Here is a 25,761-nt window from a genome sequence, read left to right as displayed (position 1 = left end):
AAAATATTTATTATCGTGGATGGCTTTGTAATTCTGTCACTTAAATAAACAGTTTCAATTGAGCTATTTCTCATGAAATGTTGATCTGAGAATAGATCTGATTATTTCAATATTCGGCAAATAACTGCACTTTTATAGTGGTGTTTACAGTTTTAATTATATTTAATCAAAATATTTATTATCGTGGATGGCTTTGTAATTGAGAAGGGCGCATCTCTCACGTTTTGCACCCCGCACCTTGCGGTGCTTCGTTACATTGTCCGGGCCGCTGCTTTATTCAGGCCCGTAGATTCACCCAGTGACATGGGTGGTTCCGTCCAAGCCTGGCGGAACAACTTCATGTCGCACCTATCCTTATTTATTATGCATTTATTCTTTAACGTAAACGGCTAGGTATGTAATTCTGGGTTTACCAAAACCTAAGCAGCCCGGCTGTTGAATTTGAAACACTGAATGGAATTTATAGCCATCTGATGCGTGAGAGCCAAAACGTTGCTCTAAGCTTGCAATAGCTTTATTTGAAAATTCCGCGCCTATTGATTCTATTTTATATTGCATGACTTCTCCTTATTACATGAAAGATCGAGTCCACCGGCGCCAGGTCGGCAACGGTGAAGTCGTTTAATAGTAAGCTTTAAACCAATTAATAGCCCATTCTCTCGAATTGCTACCTCACTATAATGTGAACAGCTAGGCTCAAACACGCACCTGTTACCTATAAAAGATGGCCTATATTTTCGATAGATGCGTAATGTGAGCACAGAGAGCCTAATGATAATTGGTTTGTTAGGGATTGGTAACGAATGAATTTCTGTATCTGTCTTTGTTGTACCTGTTAATTGTCTCTCCAATGACGGGCGTAAACTCTCGTCAACATTTAACTTAAAATCTCCGTTACCAATCTCAAACTTGTTCATTTAATTCCTTTTTTGCATAACGTCTCAATATGGGACATAAAAATGCGAAGCAATTTTATGTCCCAGCAGTATGCTGCGACATAATTGATTTGTTATGAGAACCTTACCTTAGCCAAGTTATTAACAATTTGATAAAAATGAAACACGCTCATTTTCTATATCAACCTGATAAGGAATGAGAGAGCATTCGTCGCCTAAATCAATTAACTCGGCCTGTCCTGCTGCTGTATTTCCTCCTTTATTTGTGACCGAATTTGACCAAGTGATTCTGATTTTCCTTTTATCTGAATTAGTGTAAAAACTGTTTACAGTAAAGATTATACTATGGTCTTTTATAGCAATAGTTTCTCCCGTAGACATTACAAACCGTTGCCCCCTTTGTATTGTATCTAGCCCTGCAATGGCAACTGAGCTTTTTAAAGTGACATCTCGAGGTGGTAAATTGCTTGTTTCTGTAGCTAAGCTCATTAAAGTTATAAGGCAATTAACATAGTCTATATAAATATCCCGCTTTTCTTCTTCTTTAAATTGAGTAAGTAATTCCTCTGTTTGGGACAAGTCAAAAGAGCCTTCACCATTTACCGATCCGATACGCAAGCGTCTTAATACAGCAATATCAAGCTCTCCCTGTACCTCTACAGATAAACCACCACCACAAGAAATGCCAGCTTGTCTTACCCAAGCCTCGGTTACTATTTGAGAAAATGAAAGGTTAGAATAGAGTAAAAAAAGCGTTGCTAAGAATATCTTTAGTATGTTCATGGTCTTTCTCCTTTTATTTTATATAATATAATCATTCGCTACTATTTTTAGATTAAATAAAAGACGTATAAATCTCATGTAAACACCACTATAAAAGGCGAGCGTTAGCGAGTCCAGCCCGCGCCTTTTGCGGGCGGTTTTTAATTGCCTTGTTACATGCAATGCTCAGCAATTTTAACAGGGCAACCGCATGAGTGTCTAATTTTTACACATCTCGCTAAATCCCGCTTTTAAAACAGCCTCTAAGAAGGTTGGTTTCATCCATGCTCGTTTGCGTTTTGCACTGATGCTGCCTTTTGAAGGCTCTGCCCTGAGCATATTTAAAGAGAGTTGCCTTAACATTGCCCAATTCTCAGCACCGTTTTGATGATGAATTTGGCATTGATCTTCTCCCAGGGTGGCATCTAATACCCAGTGCAAACTATTTTCGATAGACCAATGGGCACGTACGGCTTCAGCTAACGCTTTTTCACTAAGCTCAGCGGAGCTAATGTAATAGCGATAACCCAGTTGTGGCGCTTTACCTTTGACTCAGGAATTAGCAGGACATCCACGATAGCTACTCGAATAATTTAGTTGTTCTGAAAGCCGTAATCATGGATGTCCTGTTAATGCTCGGTTAATGGCTGAGGTTACAGAGGAAAAGAACAAAACATTAGACCAGTTATAAGGATTGCCAGCCCTTTTTATCAACCTCTACCCGACATGGAAAGCACTCGATGTTTTGATAATCAATTGTTTTAATTAGGTTTAATCAAAATATTTATTATCATGGATGGCTTTGTAATTCTTATAAATGCGCCGCAGCGGTAGAGGTTGATAGCCTCGCCGTTGCATTGATTGCGCGGCCTGCCATTTTCGGGTGGGGGGTTCCAAGTAACGCCATCTACACCGGGCGTGTTGCGCCCGTTGTTCTGTGTCACTCGTTGCACGGCCAGTAGTTTGCCCGCGAACGAGTGGGTCAGTAGCCATTGCAAGGCTTTCACCTTGCCCCAGCGCTGTCCCCGTGTCGCCTTCGCAATACGCATTTGCAGTCGTTGCACCTGCCGCTCCAGAGGCTGCCAATCAACAGCATCCCACTGAGCAGCCTTGGAGGATGCACCAAGCAACGGCTTAGCCGTTGTCGTCATTTGCTTTTCCTCCTCATCACGATCCTACAAATTTTCTTGCAAGGTAAGACCAGTCGGACGTGGGCTCACTTTCGTGCCGGGTTAGGTTGTACCCCGTATCCAGACCATTACAGCCTGGCCTTTGCTTCTTCCGACCTCCCAAACCCGCATCGCTATAGGCAGGCTTTGCAGTCTGCTGTCCCCGTTGGGGAGCGATACGGGGTTTCCACGTTCCACATAATGAAGTACGCCGGGTTAGGTGCCTGCTGTCGACCGGGAAGTCTGTGGGTCACGAGTGCGCAGGATAGTAACGCCACTCCCACTTCCTGTACCATTTTGGTTCAAGCGTAGTAGCCACTTCCGCTTGTTTAAACTAACGATCTTTACAACACGTTCAGATATCTTCACCATACCGGCTATCTAGTCCTCATCCGGCTTGTGGCTGCCAGAAGGGCGCATCTCTCACGTTCTGCACCCCGCACCTTGCGGTGCTTCGTTACATTGTCCGGGCCGCTGCTTTATTCAGGCCCGTAGATTCACCCAGTGACATGGGTGGTTCCGTCCAAGCCTGGCGGAACAACTTCATTATGCAACTTCGTGTCGCACCTATCCTTGTTTATTAGCTGCATTATTGAACGATAAATTAAGACTCGCTGAAACAATTTTCATCAATTTAATAACACTAATTATATATCCTTTACTAATAACTATTTTCGATGATTTTATTTCTATACCGTAAATATCACCCGACAATTCGTTCTTGGCATCGGTACCTCCGTTATGAACCCATGCATTACGAATAGAACGTACTTCATTGTTAAGTGTTTTTACAGCCGAATTGTATTCACATGAGTGAATATAATTCGGATTTTTTTTACCAAAAGAGTCTAAAATATGTTGTAAATAACTTTTAATTTTAGGCTTTGAGGGGGATTTTTCTACTTTATATTTATGACGATATAAGAGTTCTAACTCACTCTCAAATGCCCCCCATAAAGTTAGAAGCATCGCTTGCCTTTGATATATAGGCATGATATCCGTAAAGATGCCACGTATATCGTAATCATCATTACTTAGACCAGCTAAATGTTCTACCCTATCAGATCCAAACTCTATTTTCTCATAGGGGGTTAGAAAAGGCTTTTTAACTTCATGAACTTTTATATGATCATCGATGTTATCGATAAAATCAGAAAGGAGACTTTCTTGATTTTCGTTAAAAGCTTTAATTATATCGAGTTCTTCTGAAATATAGTCGGGTAATACTAGCAAAGTACACTCATCCTTGGTTGCAGCTAACGCTTAACATATGGGGATTTTAGGAGCGCTTTTCAGCGAGTAAAATTCCCACCATGATGTTTTTGTTATAACTTTTTACTCCTTACTATCCGACGAACCTGAATCGCCACCATCCGAAATTGGCGTTGTACTTGGAGCTTGCTCCATGGTGGGTATATTTGCACTGTTTCCAACATTATCTAATGTTGTGTTGATGCTTTCCATGCTTGGAATATTTGCACTTTTAGAACGATATACGTTTGTGATTTTTTTGTCCGTCATAGTTGTTGCTCCGGTATTAATATTGAATGTAATAAATGCTATTAAAAAGCAAATTGCCACTGAAAACGTTAAGCCAGTTAATAAGTTAAGGTATGAATTAATAGAGGTAAATATATTTTGTTTAGAAAAAGCATCTTCGATGCTGTTTTTATAATAATCTCTGGCATTATTTAATTGTATTGCTATTGCTTTGTTACTAATTAAATAAGCACATAAAGAGCAAATAACACTGACAGCTAACAAAATCCAAGCTGACTTTAATAAGAATGTATATATCGCAGTGTTAAATGGAACAATAAATTTTAGAACTGTTAGAGATAAAGCCAAACTACTAGATGATAGAGTAAGAATTGCTTTGTCATAGTTCTCTGTATTTGATAAATCTCGCGATAACAAATCATCTCGCAATTTATCAAACATTTGATCAGCAACTATTTGTTGTTCTTTTGTTCGAGCCATAGACATCCATACTTAGAGAAAGTTATAACAGTGTATTAGTCGGCACTCGAGTTAAGGCCGGATAGGCTCCAACTTAATCGTTCCGGCCGGAATAGAATATATCCCATAATTTCATACTCTTAGCGTGTTTAATAGCAATTTGCTGGCTGCATCTTGTTTGTGGAAACCGCTATTACGGCTAAATACAAAATGTCTAAAAAAAAACACTTTTACTAAGTCCATGTAAAACAATACGTTATGTTGAAATAATTAACAGAAATAATTAACAGGACATCCACGTTAATTAACAGCAAAGCAACGTTAACGCCCTGTCGGCAAAGCGGACGCCGCGCGGCCGATGCTTTTGCTTTTCTCTCGACTGATCACTCCCCGAGCATCGCAGATTTAAACATGTTGATTCGCTCACCGCGTGATTCAAGGATGAAAATTAAGTGATTCCCGCGCCATGAGCGCGTAATCACGACCTGTTTTAATCGAGAAGCGCAGGATCAGGAGGAATGCCCAAGAGCGGCTTCTTTTATGAAATACATCCTTGTATTTCATCCTAAGGGCCATCCGGCGGATGTGCAAAATGTTTCCCGGAACATTTTGTGCTTACTTTTCTTAGCTGTTGAAGAAAGCGTAAAGGGTAAGGCAGGGATCTCCTATTAAAGATACCTCTTATTGACTGGTTAGCGATTAATACTGATTCCTAAAAAGCTCAGCCATTTTTGCCAACCTATACATTATATTCCGGGATCTGGCTTGCTCATGCCCATCAGGGGCTAAGATTGTCATCAACAAATAGTCATCATCACTTGACGCACCTTGGCAATAAACGAGATGGATATCGCTGGTTCTGTGAAATTGAATTTTGTTTAGGGGCAGCGGTTTTTCATCACTGCCTAAGTGAATATGTCGAACTTTCTCTGATTTTACTATGGGTATTGTGTTCGGGTGATCATAAGCAACGTCTCGGCCAAAGTTATCAGGGACTACCCCTGTACTTTTATACGTCTTGAAATCGCTAACTAAATCACTTAGCTCTATACTTGATAACAGGTTTTTGATTAGGCGACTTTTAAAAACTCGCATCACTCTTCAAAGTCAGCTAATTTTTGATCAGAGGCTGCTAATAATTGTTCCGCACCTAAGGCCGCGATTGCCGCCAGACGTTTGCTTGATGGGCGAAACTGCGAAGGTTGTGACTTAGATTCCAGTAATTTAACCATCTGTTCAAACAGCGCCGCGCTTACCATGTATCCAGCCGTTTTATTATTAGATAACACCGCAACAGGTTCATCTAAAAAATAGTCCGTAGGCTTTTTTCTTAACTCAGAAACTGAAACCGTTTTTTCAGCCAAGATCGATTGAACAGCCATTTATTCACCTCTAAAATTTAATAACGACTTAATTATGTACTTAACTTTGTACTTTTCAACTTAAATTTAATTATTAAACCGAGAGCTACATGAATCCGGGACATTCAGCCTGGTGTCAAAACTGGATTTTGCATTTAGTAGCGCAGCGCATGCTATGTTCACTAAGTGAATGCCCTAAAGCGAAGCGTAATCCCTATCTCACAACGCTAACTTTGCGCTGGCAAACTTAAACAACCGCAAACTCCCTATCCAACTCACTCACCCCCAAACCACTCTTTTTCGTCACCCTTAACTGGGTAGGTATACGCTCTTTCATAGCCTCAATATGGCTGATCACCCCAATCATCTTGCCCGATGCATTCAGGTTATCCAGCGCGTCGAGTGCAATATCTAACGTCTCAGCATCCAAGGTGCCAAAGCCTTCGTCTAAAAACAGTGAGTCGATGCTGGTTTTGTGGCTGACTAAATCTGAAAGGGCTAGGGCCAGTGCCAGACTGACTAAAAAGCTTTCACCGCCGGACAGGGTTTTAGTATCGCGCTCTACGTCACCCTGCCAGGTGTCCAATACACTTAATGCCAGGCCATCTTCGTCTTTTCTTTTGAGTAAATAGCGGCCGTGTATGCGGTCTAATTGTTTGTTGGCAAGGTACACTAAATTATCCAGCGTGAGCCCTTGGGCAAAGCGGCGGAATTTATCGCCGCTGGCGGAGCCTATTAAACCGTGCAGGGTGCTTAGCTGATCATAATCTTGTCTTTGTTGTTCAATTTGCGCGAGCAATGTTTGTTGTCGTGTCGTTTCTTTTTGGTCTGCTTGCAATTGACTGCTAATGCCTCCTCTGCGCTCAACCAGCAGGTCTTTTTCACCTTGAAGTTGCTGTAATAACGCTTTGACGTCATCTTGTGGTGTTTGTTGCCACAAGGGGGCTTCTTCGACACGACTCAGTTCGCCTAGCTGCGCAGTGGATTGCTCCAACAAGGTGTTGGCGCGCTGTAACTGGGTGTCTAATGACTGCTTTAAATTGATTAGATGGCTGCGCTGCTCTTCGGGTAACAGGGCCGTTTCAAATTCAGCTTGGCTAGCAAAAGGGCTGTTAGTCAGTAATTCCTGCCAGTTGTCGCTGCGCTCTGTTAGTAATAGTTCAAGCTCAGTTTGCTGTTGCTTTATCGCTTTAATAGCGGCTAGTAGGTCGTTATGTTGCTGTGCTATTTGTTTATGACTGTCACTGGTTAATTGATGGGTTTGCTCGGCATTGTTTACCTGCGTTTTTGCCTCGTCTCTGGCATGGGTGATGCTTTGCTGGCCAAATAATTGCTGGCGCTGCTTCGTTGTTTCGCCTAAATGCTGTTTAAGCTGGGCTTCTTCTAACTGCACGGATGACAGCTGTGTAGCCAAATTATGCAACTGTTGTTCGGCGGCTTTATGCTCTGCGGTTTTACCGGCCAGTTGTTGGTTTAGTTGTTCTTTATCTTGCACTTTTTGCTGATAATGTTGCACATCTTGTCGTTTATTTTGCAGCCAAGGCAACAGCGCATTTTCAGCTGGTGCGGTAAAGCCCAGGGCAACAATATTGGCCAGTAATGCGCCGCGATTTTTATTCACCGACTCAACCAGCTTTTCATATTCGTGAGTGGTTTTTTGCATGTTTTGCTGCAAAGATTGCTGGCGTTGCTCAAGCAACTTACGTTCGCTGCTTAGTTTGTCACTTTCGCGCTCGGCTTTGTTTACGGCCTCTTTGCTTGCCTGGCGCGCTTTATCAAGCTGATTAAGTTGTTTTAATTGGCTTGATAGCTGCTCTAGCTGTGTTTTCAGGCTTGTCTCGAATGCCTGCAAGCTCTGTTCATCGCTTATGGCAAAGTCTAGTTGCAGTGTTTTTGAGCACTGCTGCCACTGGTTGATTAAGTCAGTTTCAAGTGTGCTCGATTTTGTTAGTCGGGTTTGCAGCGCCTGAATCTTTAGGTTTAAGGAGTCCAGTTTTTCACGCACTGCCTTACCGTCTTGTTCTAATTGGTTTAACAGCGTTTCTGCTTGTTGTTTTCTGGCAACGGTGCCCGGAATATCAATCGCCATAGCCGATGCTTGGGGGTGTTCGGTCGCGCCGCAGAGCGGGCATTCTTGGTCTTCTTTAAGCAAGTGGCGATATTGCGCCAACTGCTCTTCTTGGCTAACCAACTGCAGCAAATCTTTGCAGTGTTGTGCTTGTTGCTGATATTTCTCAAGCAAGGCTTTACGCTCGGTGCTAAGCGCATCGGCTTGGGTTTGGCTACTAAGCAATTCGCTCTGATCATGTGTTTGGTCTTGGCTTAACTGCTGATAACGGCGCTGGGTATCTTGGGCTTTATGCAGTTCAGGCCACAGACCATTGATAACCTGTGATTGGTTTTCCAGTGTCGTTGTGTCTGATGTCAGGGTTAATGCTTTATATTGTGCTTCTTTTTCTGCCAGCGCGGTTTGTTGTTGGCTTAAGCGCTCAGCTAGGCTTTGCCACTGTGCCTGTAATTGTGGCTCAAGTTTGCGGCTTTCATCAAGTTGGCCTTGTGTGATCAGTGTTTGCTTTTTAAGTTCTTGAGCGGCTTGCTCATCTCGTTCAAGCTGAGTGAGGGATGTACTCCAGCCGCTAAGCTGCTCACCTACAGCACTGTCTGCTTGATGTGCCGTTAGGTAGTTTTGCACCAGGGTGTGTTGCTGATTTAAGCTTGCTAACGCTGCCGTTAACGATTGCTGTTTAGTGTTGGACTCTTGCTGTTGTTGCTGCAACTGGCTAATTGTTAGCAGTTTTTCACGGTGTTTATCCGTCAAGGTGTTTATTTGCGTATCGAGCGGCAAAACCTGCTCAGTGATCAGTTGTTCCTGAGCTTGCTGGGCTTGTTTGCTCGCGTGTAATGCTTGCTCAGCCTGGGCCAATGTATCGGCGGCACTTTTTAATTCTACTTCTAATGCGGTTTTTGTATTTTGCTGGCTCGTTAACTGTTGTTGAGCCTTAGTATGTTGTTGGCTTACCTCAACTAAACGCTGCCAATTGGGGCGAAGGCGCTCTGCTGGCTCGCTTTTTTCGAGCAAACTTAAATCGACTTTTGCGTCGCTCATTGCCTGCTTGGCCTGTGCGCATAAAACGCTGGCATCTTGTTGGTTTTTTTGCCCGCTGAGCCACTTATCCCACCAGTTCAGCTGGTTTTCACTGGCGCTGATTTGCTGGTTAAGGTTCGTTTGTTGGGCTTGCAGTTTATTGAGTTCGTCTTGTAACTGCTGCTTTTGCTCTAGGGTGAGTAATTGAAAGGTACTGGCGCCTACCTGCAATTCTTTTAATTTTTGTTTTGCTTGGCTGTGATGTTCATGCACCTTGATAGAAATCAGGCCATACACTTCAGTACCGGTCAGCTCTTCGAGTAATTCAGCGCGTTGTTTTTCATCTGCATTCAAAAAGGCGGCAAAATCCCCCTGAGAGAGCATCATTGATTTGGTGAAGCGGCCAAAGTCTAAGCCGGTTAATTTTTCTATTTCATCGCTTTTTTGCCGAATTTGGGTGGCCAGTACTTTGCCGGTGGCCACTTCAGCTAATTCGGCGTCGGCAGGTTGCAGATTGCCTTCAACGTTGCCCCTTGAGCGGCGCATACTCCAAAACGCGCGATAAGCGCTGCCTTTTACCTCAAACTCTACCTCAGCCAAACATTCGGCGGTGCCGCGGGTCATGATTTGATTGGCTGAATTGGTAATTTGCCCAAGCCTTGGAGTCTGGTGATATAAGGCTAAGCAGATGGCATCGAGCAGGGTGGTTTTGCCTGCGCCGGTTGGCCCGGTGATAGCAAATAGGCCATTTTCAACAAAGGGAGATTGGGTAAAATCAATTTTCCACTCGCCTTTGAGTGAATTAAGATTTTTCAGCCGAATACTTAAAATTTTCATCCATCTGTTCCTTGATGCTCTACTTCTGACAGTATTTGGCTGAATCGTTGTCGCACCTGTTGCAGTGTTACCTGTGCTTTTGCTTGATCTTCGCCAGTTTCAAAGCTTTCCATGGCTAAGCGCTTTTCAAATACCTCATTTGGGCTGAGCTCTGCAAGGGTTTCATTTTGCATTTGATTGAGTAATTGTCTGCGCTCGTTGCGTGAACGGCGCAGTTGCAATACCTCTACCTGTAGCCCTTGTGTCATGTTTTGAATACGCTGTTGAAGATCAGACAAATAGTCTTGGCTGTCTACTTCGAGGCACAACCAACAGGCTAAATCTGTTTCATCATTATTTTCAAATTGCGCTAAGGCGCTAGCAATGGCTGCCAAGTCGCCTTTAAGCACTTGCATGGGCTGAAAAATAGGAATGTCGATAGGCTTTAAATTTGTGCGCTGTGCCCCCGTAAACTCTACTAGCATCACTTGCTTCTGAGTGCCCAGTTCATCAAAACTAAGCGCAATAGGGGAGCCGCTATAACGAATATGTTCAGATTTAGCCACCACTTGGGGTTTGTGAATATGCCCCAGGGCAATGTAATCAGCCGGGGGGAATCCGTCAGCGGCAAACCCGTCTAAGGTGCCAATGTAAATGTCTCTCACACTGTCAGATTGGCTTACCCCGAGCGCGGTTAAATGCCCAGTGGCAATAATAGGTAAATCAAGGCCACTATCTTGACGTTTAGCCACGGCTTTTTGATAAAGGGTTTGATAATGCTGCTTGATAGCGTCGCCAAGGGCTTGGCGCTTTTGTAATCCGGTTTCACCTGGCGAGCTTTGCAATACGTCTCTGGCTCTAATAAAGGGTACTGCACATAAAATAGCCCCTGGCTGACCGAGTTTATCGGGAATGGTAAAGACTTGCTCATCAATAGCCATGCCGGTACTGGCCACCACAAAAGTATTTAAACAAGCCAGAATTTGCTTTGATTCATTCAACGTCGATACCGAATCGTGGTTGCCCCCCAGCACCACCAAAACACAATTGAGCTTTTGCATATCAACCACAAACTGGTTGTACATTTCTCGGGCATAACTGGGCGGGGTGCCGGTATCAAAAATATCACCGGCTATGATCACCGCGTCTATCTGCTCTTTTGCTACCAGCTGTAAAAGCCAGTTAATAAACCCTTGGTGTTCTTCCTTGCGGCTTTTGGTGAAGAAATTTTGCCCTAGGTGCCAATCTGAGGTGTGTAGAATTTTGATACGCCGGATCCCTTTATTGTTTCGCGTTGCATGTCTCGCTAAAGCCAAGTGTACTGCATCGATGATGAGCAAAGTAGACAGTGTTGAAAATTCAATAAACGCTTTTTGCACTGGATCTGGAGCAAGGGGCCGTTAGTGCGAGTGCTGAAATGGTTGATTACAAGTTAATCTTTGCGCCTGATTGAAGACGTTATAGAGATTTAGCTGATATTAAACCTATTTTAGCGCTAATTGATTACTTTTCGAAGGAGTTAACCCATTGATTTAATTGATTTGTTTTTAATCGTTTTTCATCAAAATTTGTAAGCAAATATGTGTAACTGCGCTGAATGGTGTTTTTCATGTTAATAGTGATATGGCCCTAGTTTACTCGGGCAAAGCAAATAACCAACGACTGTCATAATAACAATAATAAGCCACTCTTCAGCCCGACAGAAAAGCAATAACAAGAAGAGGGTACAGTGTTGAACATTCCACATTGATATTGGGACATACAACAACATGAAAAAAACACATCCATTTAAAGCCAAAGAACAGTGGTTGAAAGTCGCGCTAATGATGAGCGCATCATCAGCGATTTTAAGTGGCTCAAACGCCTTCGCACAAGAACAATCCGTCAAAGCAGCGGACAATTCAGTAGAAAAAATCAGTATCATCGGCTCCCGCCGGTTAGGACGCACAGTAGAAGATAGCCCGGTCCCCATCGACATTATCGGTGCTGAATCGTTAAGCACCACAGGGCAAACAGAAACAAACATGATCTTAGGCAGTTTGCTGCCTAGTTTTAACTTTCCTCAGCCGTCACTAACCGATGGTACTGATCACGTACGCCCTGCGCAGTTGCGTGGCTTAGCACCGGATCACACCTTGGTTTTAATTAACGGTAAACGTCGTCATTCTAGCGCCTTGCTTAACTTAAATGGCTCTACAGGTCGTGGTTCGTCCGCGGTAGATTTAAATGCGATCCCTGCTAATGCTATCGAGCGTATCGAAGTATTGCGTGATGGCGCGGCGGCGCAATATGGCTCAGACGCCATTGCTGGGGTGATTAATATTGTTCTGAAAAGTGCCAGTAGCGGCGGCGCAGCCTCAGTCACTTATGGCACCAATGTCACTACTATGGATGGCGTGCCTGACTTGAAAGATGTCGCCATCGACGGGGATGGTAATTTAGCCTTCACTGAAGGCGGCGACCGTGAATTGACTGACGGCGAAACGGCAACGTTACGTGCCAACATGGGATTTGAGCTAGGTGAAGACGGCTTTTTAAATGTGTCGGCTGAGTTTCGTGATCGCAGCGCCAGTAATCGTTCTGACTATGATCAGCGGGAAAACTACGCCCGTTTAGGCGATGACTCACTTGATCCGCGTGAGTTGACCTGGGATCGCTACAACCATAGCTTTGGTAATGGCGACGTTCAAGACATGGCGGTGTTTGTAAATGCGGGCCTAGCCTTAAACCCCAATGCTGATCTCTACGCATTCGGTTCATACAGTACTCGTGAAGGGGAAGGCGGTGGTTTCTATCGCCGAGCACAAGACAGTCGTAATGTTGAAGCCATTTATGCGGATGGTTTTTTACCTATCATCACGTCTGACATAAATGACTTTTCAGTAGCCACGGGTATCAAGGGCGACGTGAGCGACTGGAATTATGACGTGTCGGCCGTTTATGGTGAAGATGAGTTTAAATTTGGCGTAAAAGACAGTTTGAACACCTCTCTTGGGCCGACTAGCCAAACCGTATTTGATGCGGGTACCTTAATTTATGACCAGTTTACGTTCAATGTTGATCTTAGCCGAGAGGTGGATGTTGCTGGTTTAGCCAGTGGTGTTAACGTTGCCGTGGGCGCAGAATATCGCCGCGAAGGTTATGAAATCAAAGCCGGTGAAGAAGCATCATATATTCAAGGTGAACTCCCTGGATCCGCCGGCTCTCAGGTCTTTCCTGGTTTTACACCCGAATCGGCGGGGGATAACAGCCGCCATAATGTCAGTTTGTACGTTGATCTAGAGGCTTACATTACCGATAACTGGAATGTAACCGTTGCGGCGCGTTATGAAGATTATTCTGATTTTGGCTCTACGGTAAATGGCAAGTTTGCCACCCGTTATACCCTAACAGAAGCAATTGCCCTAAGAGCGTCTGTTTCGACAGGCTTTAGAGCGCCATCATTACAGCAACAGTATTTCACCTCAATCGCCACCGTCTTTGTGGATGGTGAACCGACAGAAACCGGTACATTTGCGCCCGGCAGTGATGTGGCTAAAGCGCTGGGCTCACCTGGTTTAGATGCTGAAGAAGCCGTTAACTACGGCGCGGGGATCACTTGGTCACCCGATTCAAACTTCAGCTTGTCAGTGGATTACTACAACATCAAAATTGATGATCGTATTGTGCTGTCAAACAATCTCTCGGGTGAGGGGATTGAAGCGTTATTGGCTGGCACTGGTGCCAACCGTGCCCGTTTCTTCTTAAATGCCATTGACAGTGAAACATCTGGTGTAGATGTCGTGGCTTCTTATAATACTGACATTCAAAACTGGGGTGATATCGCCTTTAACGCTGGCTTTAACTACAACAAAAATGAAGTAACCGACATCATTGATCCGCCAGCCGTATTGCAAGGAGCGGGAGTTGATCAAGGCAATTTATTCTCTGATGTTGAACTACGTCGTTTTGAAGTGGGTTCGCCGAAAACCAAGCTTAACTTAAGTGCGATTTGGAGCATGGATGAGTGGCATGCCACCTTACGCACTACTCGTTATGGTGAAACTCAGGAGCCATCAGACAATCCAGCGCGAAATGAAGTTTTACCCGAGAAGTGGGTGACGGATTTAGATGTAGGTTACGACCTAACACAGAATGTGACCTTAACTTTGGGTGCGAACAACTTGTTTGACGTTTACCCTGATACCACACGTGAGTTGGTTGATGATGTAACGACGTTTTCGCGATTGTTCCCTTACTCTGGCTTCTCACCGTTTGGTTTCTCTGGCCGCTTCGTTTACGGCAAGGTGTCAGTTACTTTCTAAAGGGTTGGGTAAGCCGCCGGTGGCGGTTTACCGTCCAACATAACAGTGCGTCAAAACAATCATTAATATCGGGGCAGTGCAAACTGCCCCCGATATTTTGTGTTTACATAACAGGGTCGTTGTTCTTTTCGTCTTTCGCTTACTCGGTGGTTTTAATACTCAAATGTTAACCAGAATATATGCGCATATTAGTCACGCGTTCGCCATCGATCATCCCGCATTGCCCTTTCATACCCGGCAGCACGGCACTGAATTCGTCTTCTTTGTCTAAATTGATAGATTTCACTTTTTCAGGGGTTTGCTCGACGGGGTAATGAATGTCTGCGGCAGGTAGGCTAAGCATATCAATCGCTTGAAAACCGTACTTGTCGGTAATTTCGTCTAACCGATGTTCAATTTGGGTGATTAACTGTTCTTTCATTTATTGTAAATCTGTTGTATCTGGCTGGTTATTTAGCACGGTGCGCCAGTTGGTTTTGTCGGCGATAAACCCATTCATGAAGATCTCAATCAAGCCGCTCGTTAAACAATTTGCATGCGGATTATGGCCATGGGCTGCGTGGCCACTCTGGCCGAGTCAATCGCTTGAAACTTCGCCGCTAACGTGGCGGGTAATACCCACTTTACCGGTGCCCATGTTGGCTAAATAAACATAATGATCAGACAGGCAATTGGTTTTATCCCCTATTTGAACAAAAATTGACCAGACGGTCTGTTTTGTGGTAAAAAACTTACCTTAGATGTAGGGTTGACATATCAATGCCACAAATCTTAGGCAGACTTTCTGGCCAAACACACACCAATAGAACGATAAACATAAAAAGAGACCAAAATGAAAAAAATAAGGTTGTTATTATGTGCAGCGCTACTGACTAGCCACATAGTGTATGCAAATGTCGATAATGGAAGCTTCGAAAATTGGACGGGCGGTGCGCCCGATGGTTGGACAACTATCGATTCCGGGATCAGCCTAAGTCAATCAGGCAGTCAAAAAACCGCGGGGGCCAGCTCGGCGGCCATTACGGTTAATACCGGCACTCAGGGCTCCACCGATTTCAGGCAGAGTGTGGATGTAATAGGGGGCCAACCCTATGCCGTGAGCGTGTGGGTGCGCCATACTGAAGGTGGGGTAAAAGCTCGCTTATACGTAAACGGTTATCAAGGATATTCCACGGCGAGCTTGGTTAATCAATGGCAACAAATAAGCTACAGCTACACCCCGAGTACCAGTGGCAGCATAGAAGTGGGTTTGCGTTTTTATGATGAAGCCGGTTTCGATGGCTCCGAAATAGTCTATGTGGATGACTTCGAACCTAATAACGATGGAGGCTCCCCAGGAGCTTGTGCTAGCAACAGCGGCAGTTTCAATCTAACCACCGATAATTATGGCAGCGAAACCAGCTGGCAAATTAGCGACAGTCAATCAGTGGTGCTGGCTTCGGGTAGTGGTTATGCCAGTAATACCACTTACAGCGAAGCGTTGTGCCTGGCGGATGCCAGTTATGTGTTCACCATCGATGATACCTATGGCGATGGCATATGCTGCACCATGGGCAGTGGCCAATACAATGTGGTTTTTAACGGTACTAGCGTGGCCAGTGGCGGCAGTTTTGGCGCCAGTGAGTCAACCAGTTTTACCTTAGGCACCACATCAGGCGGTGGTATCGGTGATTTGAGCGCCTATTACGCCAGTGCACAAGGGCTAACAGGTTATAGCCTGAAAACTGCCTTATATGACATTGTCAAAGGTCATGCTAGCCAAGGTTATGGTGCGCTTTGGACCTTTTACAACGCCAATGAACGTGACAGTTATTATGAAAATGACGGTTCAATTTTAGATATCTATTCAGAGAAGCCCAGTGGCGCTGATAGCTATACTTATACTGCCGTAAGTGATCAGTGTGGTAATTACTCCGGTGAAGGCAGCTGTTATAACCGTGAACATTCCTTTCCCAGGAGCTGGTTCGGGGGGGCGATAGAGCCAATGAATTCTGACGTGCACCATATTTTTGCTACGGACGGTTATGTCAACTCTAAACGCGGCAGCTACCCATATGGTGTGGTAGGCAGCGCAACGTTCACTTCTACTAATGGCTCACGTTTGGGCAGTGCCAGCGTCTCTATTGGATTTACCGGCACAGTGTTTGAACCCATCGACGAATTCAAAGGGGATATCGCCCGGGCTTACTTCTATATGGCCACCCGCTACCAAAATGTCATTGGCGGCTGGCAAGGTAACAGTACATCGGCGGATGCGATCTTAAACGGAAGCAGCGATCAAGTATTTGAAAACTGGACCTTGAATATGCTCAAAAGCTGGCATCAGCAAGACCCGGTTAGCCAAAAAGAGCTGGATCGTAATGAGGCGGCCTATTCCCACCAAGGTAACCGTAATCCTTTTATTGACTACCCCCAATTCGCCAGCGAAATATGGGGCAATTAGAGATTCGCCATGGGCAGCTAATCATTTGAGTTAGCCATTAAAAAGGGGCGATATTGCCCCTTTTTCACCTCTGTGGGTTTTGCTTTGTTATGCTGGCACCAACAGGTTTGGGAAGGGTCGCTGAGGCGAATAGGAGAGGTATGGACAAACGAGTCCTGCAACAAGTCCAGCGCTACTGTGATGATCCACAGGTGTATAAAATTCAAACGGTGCAAAAATTGTGGAGCGATTATGGTGAAATCGCCCGTTACTACAGCCCTAAAGTGGCTAATACACTGATCGTTAAACAAATTGCTCCACCAACCCGTGTTACTCATCCTCGTGGCTGGCACAGCTGCGCAAGTCATCAACGTAAACTGGTGTCCTATCAAATGGAAGCCAATTTCTATCAGGACTTTGCCCATCGCTGTGATCACCATTGCAAGGTACCGGGTTTGATTGCGTCTTCTATTAGCGAAAACCCAGCAAATATCAATCTGCAAATATTGGTCTTGGAAGATTTAGATAGTAGTGGTTTCGGTCAAAGATGCAGCACCGTTGCCCTAGACGAGATAAAACTGGGTATTCGCTGGTTAGCTTATTTTCATGCCCGCTTTTTATCGGTCGAGACGTCAAACCTGTGGCCTATCGGCAGTTACTGGCATTTGGCTACCCGCCAGGATGAATACCACGTTATGCCAGATAACAGATTAAAAAATGCCGCAGCAGTAATCGACCAGCGTTTAAACCAGGCCTGCTATCAAACCCTGATCCACGGGGATGCTAAGCTGGCCAATTTCTGTTTTACACCAGACGCTGACGATATCGCCGCAGTGGACTTTCAGTACGTGGGCAAGGGTATTGGAGTCAAAGATCTAATGTATTTTTTGGGCAGTTGTTTGACCAGCCAAGATCTTTTTGCGCAAAACGATCACTTAGTAGACTATTACTTTTTGCAATTTCGCGAGGCAGTGGATACCTACCAAATCGCTTGTCAACTGGATGCACTTGAACAGCAATGGCGAGCCTTGTACCCCTTGGTCTGGGCCGACTTTAATCGCTTTTTACAAGGCTGGAGCCCAGATCACAACAAGATCAATTTATATATGGAGCAGCAAACCAAGTTAGCACTATCCCAGCTGTAACTAATGACGCGCTAAGGGCCCCTTTATTTTGCATGCATGCAAATCAGCAGTGACACAAAGTCTAGCTCCCTGGCCGTATGCGCCACTACGGGTAAAGTATCAACAAATATAAAAAGTCAGTTACTAAGGTTCTGTTAAGTATCAGGGGATAAGCTTGATGCTACTTCATTTTTTTAAGGCCAATCGTGAAAAACTATTCTCAGCTCAAGCCGCTAATTTTCACGGTATTGGCCATCTATTGCATACAAACTTTTGGTATGGATGAATGGCTGGCGAACCAGATATACAGTGTTTATGGTGATTGGCACTGGCAAGGGTCCTGGTTATTAGAAACGGTTATACATAAGGGCGGCCGCGTGCTTGTCATTGCCATAGTGTTGTTGATGTTACTAACCACTGTTGTTAGTTATTGGCTGGGCTGGGGCAGTACACTTGGGCGTCGTTGCGGGGCCTATTTATGTGTATCTACCCTGGCATCGATTATAGCCGTGTCATGTTTAAAAAATGTGACCACCTTACCTTGCCCCTGGGACCTGACCAAGTTTGGTGGCAGTCAGGCACCGGTTTATTTATATGAGGTATTTTCGTCCAAATTGGCTGTAGGCCACTGTTTCCCATCTGGCCACGCATCCGGTGGCTTTGCCTTATTTAGTTTGTTTTTTGCCGCGCAGATCTTGTTTCCTAAATATCAGACTGGCGCTAGGCTTAACCTGTGGTTTTTACCCGGTCTGTGTTTGGGGTTAATATTTGGATTCGCTCAACAATTGCGTGGCGCGCACTTTATCTCCCATGATATTACCAGTGCCTTGGTGTGCTGGACTGTGTGCGCACTTATATTTCGTTTGTTTTTTGGTCGGGCTAAACAAGCAGTTTACCAAGTCAGTGCACAACCGCTGCGTTCCTAATCAATCACTTTTTGGGTTTTAGTCAATTAATGAGTATTTATGCATATTACGTCAAATAAACTTAACGGGAAGGGGATCCAGCGTGTTTTTAAAGCCACCTGGTGTTCTTATAAAGGATTCAAAGCCGCCTGGTTATACGAGTCGGCTTTTCGCCAGGAACTGGTGCTAAGTGTGGTGTTATTCCCTTTTTCGTTTGTTTTATGTCAATCCCGGGAGCACTGGCTCGGCCTAGTGGCAAGCTTGTTATTTCTATTATTTGCAGAGATCATCAATTCAGCCCTTGAAGCCCTGGCAGATAGCGTTTCCCTTGAGCACCACCCGTTGATAGGGCGGGCAAAAGACATGGGGTCGGCCGGGGTATTCATCGCTTTATTGATAGGTACCTTGGTATGGGGCGAGGCCTGTATCCGCTATTTTTATTAATATCAATTTTATATTCAGGCTGGTTAAGCCGAAGGATTCACCTTGTTAAGGCGGATCCTGTCTGTTGTATGAGTGTTAGTTTTCTTCTTTCATAATCAATAAAGGCGGCGCAGTGCTCGTCGGAATATCTGAGCTGACTTCCAGTGCTTGTAAAATAGCCGTTGATACCGCGTCATGGGAATTTTCTCTATCTTTGTGTTTTCGGGTTTGGCTTAAATCTATATCTGATGTTTCACCAACCCAGGCAATGACAGGAACGTGTGTCTGCTCTTTTGGCGCAAACATGTAGGGCATGCCATGCAAATAGAGGTTGTTTTCTCCCAGGGACTCCCCGTGATCGCTGATATACAGCATCGAGGTTTCATACATTGGGGTGTTGCGTTTTAACAAGGCAACCACTTCAGATAGGAAAAAGTCTGTATATAGAATGCTGTTATCATAAGCATTAATGATTTCTTCGTCGCTGCAATTGGCCAGTTCGCTGGTATGGCAGGCTGGCGTAAATTTTTCAAACTGCGCCGGGTAACGTTCGCCATAAGCCGGGCCATGGCTACCCATTTGATGCAGCACGATGAGAACGTCGTTTTTTTGCCCCTCAATATATTCCTGTAAACCGTTTAACATGCCTACATCTCGGCATTCTGGATCACACACCAGGTTATTGTCTGACGTTTTGAAACTCTCATAGGTCAGTCGGTCGGCTACTCGCTTGGAATCAGAATTGTTGTCGCGCCACAATACACTGATACCGGCTTTTGCCACTATATCCAATACATTTTCAGTCTGACTGGCATTGTCTATTTCAAAGTCATCTCGCCCTAACACCGAAAACATACAAGGTACGGAAATCGCCGTGGAGGTGCCACAGGAACTGATATTACTGAAGCTAACTAGATTTGTTTCCTGTTCAAGCAGGGGATTGGTTTGTCTTGCGTAGCCATTTAGGGAGAAATGATCTGCTCTGGCTGTTTCTCCTACCACAACAATGACCAATTCCTGATGGAAATCACTTTTTGGTATGGCGGCTTTGGAGGCCATAATTACAAAGGTGTTTTGTGCAACGGAACTAAACTGCTGCCCGCCATATTTTAATGCAGAATAAATAGGGTGCATGGGGTTGGCATAATAACGTAACACTTTGTGTTGGCGAAAAAAGCTGGCGTATTGGCCACTGGCAGAAAATAGACTTATGCCCATCAAGGTAAAAATGGCGACTAAGGTTAACCCGGAGTGTTTTACCCGCTTTTTTAGGTCGCCTAGCCTGGGGCGTTTGTCTAAGGGTAACCAATTGACCAACACTACAGGTATGACTCCAGTGAGTATGACCCGTAATGCCAATCCCACCGACAGCAAATCAGCCGCTTCAGCACGGTCGGTTTCAAGCATATTACGGATCATCTCAAGATCAAAAATAGTCCCAAATTGGTCGGTGAAAAAGCCGGCTGAGGCTGCAACCACTAACATAACAGACACCGCCAGGCGCACAGGCATCAACCAGTTAAGCACAAAGGTTAATAAGCTGATAAGGCACCATAACAACACCCCAAGAGATAATAAAAAGGCTTGATTCTCAGACCATGGGTAGACCTCCAAGGCCTTGCTGAAAAAGGTGTGGTTGCCGGTTAGTGTGATAAACAAAGCCGTCAGTAATATCAGCAGGTAGGGGGATAAGGTTAACTTGTCTCGTAGCGCGTTAGTCTGATTCATTAGGGTCACAATAATCTCAACAACAGAAGATAAGCTCAATGGCCGCAAGCCCAGTGAAGGTGTACTCGTTACTTGCGGGCATGTTGAGTTTTCGATGATCCAGCATAGCGGGCAAGGATTAAGTCAGACTTAAACGAAGGCATAAATTGCACAAAGATGTCCACTATTTGCTCAGGCCATAACCATGCTAGCTAAAAGCGCTCAGCAACGTTGCTCGGGCGTAGGCGCAATTTATATCCTGTGATCAAACAAGCGACGCTTTAAATACTGCCCAGTTATCCCCACATCTAGTTTCTCTACTACTTCGTCATCTGTGACCTCATACTAACGTGGGCGGTTATTGATCACGTAGTGACAGCTTAAGGAAAATTGTGAAGCCAGTTAAGACCTCTGAACTTATGCGTTGGCTGTTCGGCCAACTGCGTCCTTATAAGCTCAAAGTCGCCTGTGCCATAAGCGCTTTGATTGTCGGAGCCCTGGCCTGGTTACTGCTCGGGCAAGGTGTCAAAGTCGTAGTAGACCAAGGTTTTGTGGCCAACAATGCCGACAAACTTAACCAAATGGTATTGGTGGTTCTAGGTATTGCCCTGATAGGCAGTGTGGCGGCGTATTTTCGCTTTTATCTAATGATTTGGTTAGGTGAGCGAGTCAGCGCGGACATACGCCAGAACGTTTATTCCCATTTGTTGACCTTGCCCCCTGCGTTTTTCGAAAAGACTCGCACCGGGGAAGTCATATCACGTTTTACTAGCGATACCACTGTGTTGCAGTCTGTGGTCGGTATGGGTCTGTCCATGGCACTGCGGGCAAGCATCACATTTATCGGGGCCTTGTTGCTGATGTTATTTACCAGCCCCTTACTGACCCTTTATGTGCTTATAGCCGTTCCTATAGTGTTATTACCTATCCGCATATTTGGCAGTAAAGTGCGTCTGTATGCCCGCAAGAGTCAGGATCGAGTGGCCGATTTAGGCGCCTACGTTGACGAATCCCTGCATGAAATTCATACCGTTCAAGCTTACTCACATGAGCAAAGCGATCGCACTATGTTTTTTGGCCGGGTCGAGGATGTGATGCAAGCGGCAAAAAAGCGCATCAAATATCGTGCATTGCTCATCGCCTGCATCATGGGGATCAGCATCAGTGCTATCACCATTGTTGCCTGGTTAGGGGCCCAGCAAGTATTAGCTAGCTCACTTACCGCAGGGGAACTCACTGCATTTATGTTTTATGCGGTGATGGCTGGTGGCAGTGTGGCGACCATAAGTGAGGTGATAGGTGAAATCCAAAAGGCCGCCGGGGCCAGTGAACGCCTGATGGAGCTATTAAATACCCAAAGTACTATCCTTCCTGCTTTGGCCCCGGTTGCGATTGCGGCTAAGGTAACAGGTCGCTTGAAGCTCGAGCATATTCAATTCGCTTACCCGGGTGGTGAAGACATAGCGGTATTGCAGGATATTAATCTGGACATCAAACCTGGGGAGCGGATCGCGCTGGTAGGGCCAAGCGGAGCAGGAAAATCCAGCTTGTTTCAATTATTGCTGCGCTTTTATGATACCCAAACCGGACGCATTACCCTGGATGATATCGACATCAGAGATCTCAGCCTCGATGACTTGCGTCAGCAATTTGCTCTGGTTCCTCAAGAGTCGGTGATATTCGCTGATAGCGTGGCAACCAACATTAGATACGGACGCGAAGATGCCAGTGATGCTGACGTGCAAGCTGCGGCTAAAGCAGCCCGAGCTGATATGTTTATTGATGCCTTACCCCAGGGATACGACACCAATCTAGGGGAGAGGGGCATACGTTTGTCCGGCGGTCAAAAACAGCGCATCTCCATTGCCCGAGCCATTTTGGCTGACCGGCCGATTCTGTTGCTCGATGAAGCCACCAGTTCATTAGATGCCGCCAACGAGCAATTTGTAAAGCTGGCGCTGGAAGAATTAATGAAGGGTAAAACGACCTTGATTATCGCCCATCGCCTGGCAACCGTGATCAATGCGGATCGTATTGTGGTAATGGATCAAGGCCGGATCATTGCAATAGGCAAACACCTTGAGTTACTGCAAATTAGCCCCCTGTACCGGGAATTCGCCGAACTGCAATTGGTTGGTTAAGCTCAGTCAATACTTATAATATACTTTCTGCCATAGGGCAGTTGAAAGAGGTCAGTATGCAAATAGCGCAAATTGGTGAAGCGATACTACGCACCCCGGCACGATCTGTTGACCCGAGTGAGTTTAACCAGCCGCAGTTCCGGCAATTTGTTGATGATCTATTGTCGACCATGTTGACAGCCAACGGTATTGGGATCGCCGCGCCACAGGTGTTTGATGGTCGGGCGATAATGATTATTGCATCCAGGCCCAGCTCCCGCTATCCACTAGCGCCTCAGATGCAGCCCTTCGTGTTGGTTAATCCGAAAATTACCGCCAGCAGCGAGAAAAAAGATTGGCACTGGGAGGGATGTTTATCTGTGCCCGGTCTGCGAGGTCGAATTGAGCGACCGGATTGGGTGGATGTTTGTTATCAAGATACCGATGGCGAGTCACATTCGCAGAAATTTGAGGGTTTTGTGGCGCGTATATTCCAGCACGAATACGATCACCTAGTGGGTAAAACTTGGCTGGATCATATAGATTCCAGCGAAAATATTATGGCCGAAACCGTTTGGCAGCGGGAATTTGCCATCATGGAATGATAAAAAGGCGCCGCTGACGAATTATTTATGTTTAACGGCTGATAAAAACTACCATTTTTTGCCCGTTGGTTTAGCATGACGCGACATTCATCGTATACGGAGTTATCAGGTGTTAATTCGAATTTCTTCTCTGGGTTGTAGGCTAGCGGTTACGTTGTCCTTGTTATCCAGTTTTTCCGCAATGGGCAACAATCCGGTAGCCGACCCTGCTGCCCCACTTCCCGAAGGGATTTTGTTCCAGCAATGTATCAGTGAGTTACAAACCAAGGCATTAGCGTCAGGGGTGTCACAGAATGTGACTGACGATGTGTTGGGGAAGGCTAAATACCGTAAAAAAGTTATTTCTCTGGACCGTAGTCAGCCTGAATTTGTACAGACTTTTACCGATTATTTTGAGAAGCGGGTTACTGCCTGGCGCATTCAAAAGGGTCAGGAGATGTTGGCCAAACACAGGGAGTTTCTTGCTCAGTTAACCCGGCAATATGGCGTGCCCGGCACCTACCTGCTGGCTTTTTGGGGATTGGAGACAAATTTTGGGTCTTATAAAGGGACTTCACCTGTTATTGACTCGTTAGCAACCCTGGCTTGTGACAACAGACGCAGTCGTTATTTTTCCAGTGAATTAATTCAGGCATTATTATTAATTGATCGTGAAAATCTACAGGTTAAAGACATGCTTGGTTCTTGGGCTGGGGCCATGGGGCATACCCAGTTTATGCCATCCGCTTATATGAAATATGCACAAGATGGTGATCAGGACGGTCAAGTCAATTTATGGAACAGCGAGCAAGATGCGCTAGCTTCGGCGGCCAATTTTTTGCAGCACCTTGGCTGGAAAAGCGGTTACAAATGGGGACGGGAAGTGCATGTGCCGGAGTCTTTTAATTATCAGTTGGCGGGTAAAGATAGCCCTAAAAGTTTGTCTTTTTGGGCAGAACAGGGTGTTACCCAAACTGATGGAAGCGCTCTGGGGAGCGAGGAATTGCCCGCTTCTTTGTTAGTTCCCGCCGGTTATCAGGGGCCAATATTTTTAGCCTATAAAAACTTTGATGTCATATTGCGCTGGAATAATTCTGAGTATTATGGCATCGCAGTGGGGCATTTAGCCGACCGGATCGCCAGTAAAGCCCCTTTATCAAAGGCTTTGCCTGTCCTGCCAAATTATACCCAGGTTGAGATGCAGCAACTGCAAAACAAACTAAACGAACTGGGTTTTGATGTCGGTAAGGCTGACGGTATTTTGGGACCGGGTACACGCAAGGGAGTACGGGGTTATCAATTAACCCAAGGAATGATCGCTGACGGTTACCCTGCTCGAAAGGTCTTCGAAGCATTATCAATGGAGGCTGGAGGGCAGGCAAGTGAAAGCCCGTAAGGGCTATTTATAGCCCATTAGCGTGCAAAAGCTAGTGAAATGGTTTGGCTAAGTTTAACGGGGATACCATTGAAAGACAGGTATACCCGTTAAACTTAGGTTCGATATTTTATTATCCAGAACTGAAAATGAAAAATGCCCCTTTATCGGTGTTTTCATGGGCAAAAAATACAAAACATGCCATTTGCAACCTAGCTTTCAGATTTCCAAAGGCAGCATTGCTGATGGCTATCCTTCCCGTGAGATGTTTGATTTGCTAATACTAATCAACTATCAGGTTGAGCTAAAATCATTAGGCATTAATAAATACGATTGTTGTGAAAGACTGAGATAAAATACATTGGTTGCTCATAATTTGTGTATTCATAGTCAGGCTCTTGGGCATATTTTACTATTTGTCTCAAAAGGCCGCGCCCATTGATTTGCTAAGTGTAATCCTCACATCACTAAAAATCAGGGGCAAGCACAGAAGTCCTCGCAACAAGTTGAATCAATATCAATTCTGGTCAAATCTGGCACAGTGCAAAAAATACACAAAAACCCCTATTGATATCAAGCGTATAGAACAGTCAAAGTGGAAGCTAACGGGTAACATCGCCAGCCCCTAACACAAATTCTTGATATTCGCGCAGGGCTATACTGTTTGCTTTCACAAACTGCTATACTACTGCCGATTTTTTAAGCAGTTTATACTTTCTAGTTATTGGAGCTACATGTCCGTCACATCT

21 protein-coding genes and 1 pseudogene are annotated in these 25,761 nt (G+C 45.1%); 8 read left to right on the top strand and 14 right to left on the bottom strand.

Annotated features, from left to right (window positions below):
- Positions 1-369: 369 nt before the first annotated feature.
- From AC3RV5_RS18065 to sbcD, 11 genes and pseudogenes are all read right to left on the bottom strand, one after another.
- Positions 370-558 carry a hypothetical protein gene (locus AC3RV5_RS18065; RefSeq protein ID WP_489728971.1) on the bottom strand — a complete coding sequence of 63 codons (189 nt, stop codon included), beginning with the start codon at positions 556-558 and terminating at the stop codon, positions 370-372.
- A complete protein-coding gene (yidD, locus tag AC3RV5_RS18060; protein WP_489728970.1) occupies positions 543-917 on the bottom strand; it encodes a membrane protein insertion efficiency factor YidD in 375 nt (124 codons plus the stop codon). The genes AC3RV5_RS18065 and yidD overlap by 16 nt, the downstream gene beginning before the upstream one ends.
- Before the next feature lie 120 nt (positions 918-1,037).
- Positions 1,038-1,679 carry a hypothetical protein gene (locus tag AC3RV5_RS18055; protein WP_489728969.1) on the bottom strand — a complete coding sequence of 214 codons (642 nt, stop codon included), beginning with the start codon at positions 1,677-1,679 and terminating at the stop codon, positions 1,038-1,040.
- Between the two features lie 198 nt (positions 1,680-1,877).
- Positions 1,878-2,207 (bottom strand): annotated as a pseudogene (locus tag AC3RV5_RS18050) (ISAs1 family transposase); the annotation flags it as partial.
- 212 nt (positions 2,208-2,419) lie between these two features.
- Positions 2,420-2,809 carry a reverse transcriptase N-terminal domain-containing protein gene (locus AC3RV5_RS18045; RefSeq protein WP_489728968.1) on the bottom strand — a complete coding sequence of 130 codons (390 nt, stop codon included), beginning with the start codon at positions 2,807-2,809 and terminating at the stop codon, positions 2,420-2,422.
- 585 nt (positions 2,810-3,394) lie between these two features.
- Positions 3,395-4,060, bottom strand: coding sequence for a hypothetical protein (locus AC3RV5_RS18040; RefSeq protein WP_489728967.1), 666 nt, complete (start codon positions 4,058-4,060; stop codon positions 3,395-3,397).
- Positions 4,061-4,162: 102 nt separating this feature from the next.
- Positions 4,163-4,807, bottom strand: a complete 645-nt coding sequence (locus tag AC3RV5_RS18035) for a hypothetical protein (protein ID WP_489728966.1) — start codon at positions 4,805-4,807, stop codon at positions 4,163-4,165.
- Positions 4,808-5,485: 678 nt separating this feature from the next.
- On the bottom strand, positions 5,486-5,881 hold the full coding sequence (locus AC3RV5_RS18030) for a type II toxin-antitoxin system YafO family toxin (RefSeq protein WP_489728965.1): 396 nt from the start codon (positions 5,879-5,881) through the stop codon (positions 5,486-5,488).
- Positions 5,881-6,168, bottom strand: a complete 288-nt coding sequence (gene yafN, locus AC3RV5_RS18025; RefSeq protein WP_489728964.1) for a type I toxin-antitoxin system antitoxin YafN — start codon at positions 6,166-6,168, stop codon at positions 5,881-5,883. Before yafN ends, AC3RV5_RS18030 begins: the two co-directional genes overlap by 1 nt.
- 226 nt (positions 6,169-6,394) lie before the next feature.
- A complete protein-coding gene (locus AC3RV5_RS18020) occupies positions 6,395-10,069 on the bottom strand; it encodes an AAA family ATPase (RefSeq protein WP_489728963.1) in 3,675 nt (1,224 codons plus the stop codon).
- Positions 10,066-11,316, bottom strand: a complete 1,251-nt coding sequence (gene sbcD, locus AC3RV5_RS18015) for an exonuclease subunit SbcD (protein WP_489732205.1) — start codon at positions 11,314-11,316, stop codon at positions 10,066-10,068. Before sbcD ends, AC3RV5_RS18020 begins: the two co-directional genes overlap by 4 nt.
- Positions 11,317-11,817: 501 nt before the next feature.
- Here sbcD and AC3RV5_RS18010 point away from each other — a divergent pair.
- Positions 11,818-14,352, top strand: a complete 2,535-nt coding sequence (locus AC3RV5_RS18010) for a TonB-dependent receptor plug domain-containing protein (RefSeq protein ID WP_489728962.1) — start codon at positions 11,818-11,820, stop codon at positions 14,350-14,352.
- A gap of 166 nt (positions 14,353-14,518) precedes the next feature.
- On the opposite strand, the gene AC3RV5_RS18005 is transcribed toward AC3RV5_RS18010, so the two are convergent.
- A complete protein-coding gene (locus AC3RV5_RS18005) occupies positions 14,519-14,773 on the bottom strand; it encodes a DUF2797 domain-containing protein (protein ID WP_489728961.1) in 255 nt (84 codons plus the stop codon).
- 156 nt (positions 14,774-14,929) lie between these two features.
- The gene (locus AC3RV5_RS18000; protein WP_489732204.1) at positions 14,930-15,019 is read right to left on the bottom strand and encodes a DUF2797 domain-containing protein; all 90 of its coding nucleotides are present in this window, start codon (positions 15,017-15,019) and stop codon (positions 14,930-14,932) included.
- Between the two features lie 165 nt (positions 15,020-15,184).
- On the opposite strand from AC3RV5_RS18000, the gene AC3RV5_RS17995 reads away from it, so the two are divergent.
- From AC3RV5_RS17995 to AC3RV5_RS17980, 4 genes are all read left to right on the top strand, one after another.
- On the top strand, positions 15,185-16,795 hold the full coding sequence (locus AC3RV5_RS17995) for an HNH endonuclease signature motif containing protein (RefSeq protein ID WP_489728960.1): 1,611 nt from the start codon (positions 15,185-15,187) through the stop codon (positions 16,793-16,795).
- Between the two features lie 140 nt (positions 16,796-16,935).
- Positions 16,936-17,919: an oxidoreductase family protein gene (locus tag AC3RV5_RS17990; RefSeq protein ID WP_489728959.1), complete on the top strand. Its 984-nt coding sequence runs from the start codon at positions 16,936-16,938 to the stop codon at positions 17,917-17,919.
- Positions 17,920-18,104: 185 nt separating this feature from the next.
- Positions 18,105-18,824 (top strand): phosphatase PAP2 family protein, encoded by a 720-nt coding sequence (locus tag AC3RV5_RS17985; RefSeq protein ID WP_489728958.1) that lies wholly within the window; start codon positions 18,105-18,107, stop codon positions 18,822-18,824.
- Between the two features lie 39 nt (positions 18,825-18,863).
- Positions 18,864-19,247, top strand: coding sequence for a diacylglycerol kinase (locus tag AC3RV5_RS17980; protein ID WP_489728957.1), 384 nt, complete (start codon positions 18,864-18,866; stop codon positions 19,245-19,247).
- A gap of 75 nt (positions 19,248-19,322) precedes the next feature.
- Here the strand turns inward: AC3RV5_RS17980 and AC3RV5_RS17975 are convergent, their stop codons facing one another.
- Entirely contained in the window at positions 19,323-20,954 is a 1,632-nt protein-coding gene (locus AC3RV5_RS17975; RefSeq protein ID WP_489728956.1) for a phosphoethanolamine transferase, read from the bottom strand.
- A 371-nt stretch (positions 20,955-21,325) separates the two neighbouring features.
- Between AC3RV5_RS17975 and AC3RV5_RS17970 the strand changes: the two genes are divergently transcribed.
- From AC3RV5_RS17970 to AC3RV5_RS17960, 3 genes are all read left to right on the top strand, one after another.
- The gene (locus AC3RV5_RS17970) at positions 21,326-23,074 is read left to right on the top strand and encodes an ABC transporter transmembrane domain-containing protein (RefSeq protein ID WP_489728955.1); all 1,749 of its coding nucleotides are present in this window, start codon (positions 21,326-21,328) and stop codon (positions 23,072-23,074) included.
- Positions 23,075-23,130: 56 nt separating this feature from the next.
- Complete coding sequence (gene def / locus AC3RV5_RS17965) at positions 23,131-23,658, top strand: peptide deformylase (protein WP_489728954.1); 528 nt, start codon at positions 23,131-23,133, stop codon at positions 23,656-23,658.
- A 181-nt stretch (positions 23,659-23,839) separates the two neighbouring features.
- Positions 23,840-25,033 carry a lytic murein transglycosylase gene (locus tag AC3RV5_RS17960; RefSeq protein WP_489732203.1) on the top strand — a complete coding sequence of 398 codons (1,194 nt, stop codon included), beginning with the start codon at positions 23,840-23,842 and terminating at the stop codon, positions 25,031-25,033.
- Positions 25,034-25,761: the final 728 nt, after the last annotated feature.

It is taken from the genome of Paraglaciecola sp. IT1134 (assembly GCF_058068185.1).
The sequence above is the reverse complement of the archived record's forward strand: the minus strand, read 5'-3'. Positions and strand labels throughout refer to the sequence as shown.